The sequence below is a fragment of the Streptomyces sp. URMC 127 genome, assembly GCF_051386535.1.
Taxonomy (GTDB): domain Bacteria; phylum Actinomycetota; class Actinomycetes; order Streptomycetales; family Streptomycetaceae; genus Streptomyces.
In genome coordinates, this window is record NZ_JBPQTW010000457.1 from 1 (window position 1) to 1,081 (window position 1,081).

Sequence of the window (1,081 nt, forward strand, 5' to 3'; positions counted from 1 at the left end):
GGGCGGGGGTTCCGGCGAGGGGGCGGCCGTCGAAGCGGATGGTGCCGGCGAGGGGTTTGAGGAGTCCGGAGAGGGTGCGCAGGGTGGTGGTTTTGCCTGCGCCGTTGGTGCCGATGAGGGTGACGACCTGGCCTGCTTGGACGGTGAAGCTGATGCCTTTGACGGCTTCGATCTTGCCGTAGGCGACGCGGAGGTTGTCGACTTCGAGGAGGGGGTTCACGGGGTTTCCCCCTCTGATTCGGTGCGAGCTTCGGCGGCGGCGACTTCGGCGGCTTCGGCGGCTTCTTCTTCTCCTGGTGCGCCTTCGAAGGGTGTGCCGAGGTAGGCGGCGATGACGCGTTCGTCGGCTTGGACGGCTGCTGAGGTGCCTTCGGTGAGTTTTTCGCCTTGGACGAGGACGGTGACGCGGTCGCAGAGGGTGAAGATGAAGCGCATGTCGTGCTCGATGACGAGGACGGCGGTGCCTTGGGCGCGGATGGCGTGGACGAGGGTTTCGGTGGCGCGGGTTTCCTGGGGGTTCATGCCGGCGGTGGGTTCGTCGAGGAGGAGGAGTCCGGGGTCGCTGGCGAGGGCGCGGGCGATTTCGAGCTTGCGTTGTTCGCCGTAGGGGAGGTTGCGGGCGAGGTGGTCGCGTTTGGGGGCGAGGCCGGTGAAGGCGAGGAGTTCCATGGCGCGTTCTTCGGAGGCTTTTTCGGCGTGGCGGAAGGCGGGGCCGCGGAGGAGGGCGGAGAGGAGGCCTTCTTTGGTGCGGGTGTGGCGGCCGACGAGGACGTTTTCGAGGACGGTCATGTTGGCGAAGAGGCGGATGTTCTGGAAGGTGCGGGCGATGCCGGCTTTGGTGACGAGGTGGGGTTTGGGTGGGAGGGTGGCGCCTTTGTAGGTGATGGTGCCTTCGGTGGGGGTGTAGAGGCCGGTGAGGCAGTTGAAGAGGGTGGTTTTGCCGGCGCCGTTGGGTCCGATGAGGCCGACGATGGTGTCGGGTTGGACGGTGAGGTTGACGTTGTGTACGGCGGTGAGTCCGCCGAAGCGCATGGTGACGCCGGTGGCGGCGAGGACGGGCGCGGGGGTGTCGGTGGGGGTG

The 1,081-nt window shown here is 67.2% G+C and carries 2 protein-coding genes; both read right to left on the minus strand.

From position 1 onward, the window contains the following. Positions 1 to 220: ATP-binding cassette domain-containing protein (locus tag ACSNOH_RS34875; protein WP_436725456.1), on the minus strand; the 220-nt coding region annotated here is incomplete at its 3' end. Continuing rightward, positions 217 to 1,081: ABC transporter ATP-binding protein (locus ACSNOH_RS34880; RefSeq protein ID WP_436725457.1), on the minus strand; the 865-nt coding region annotated here is incomplete at its 5' end. The genes ACSNOH_RS34875 and ACSNOH_RS34880, both read right to left, overlap by 4 nt.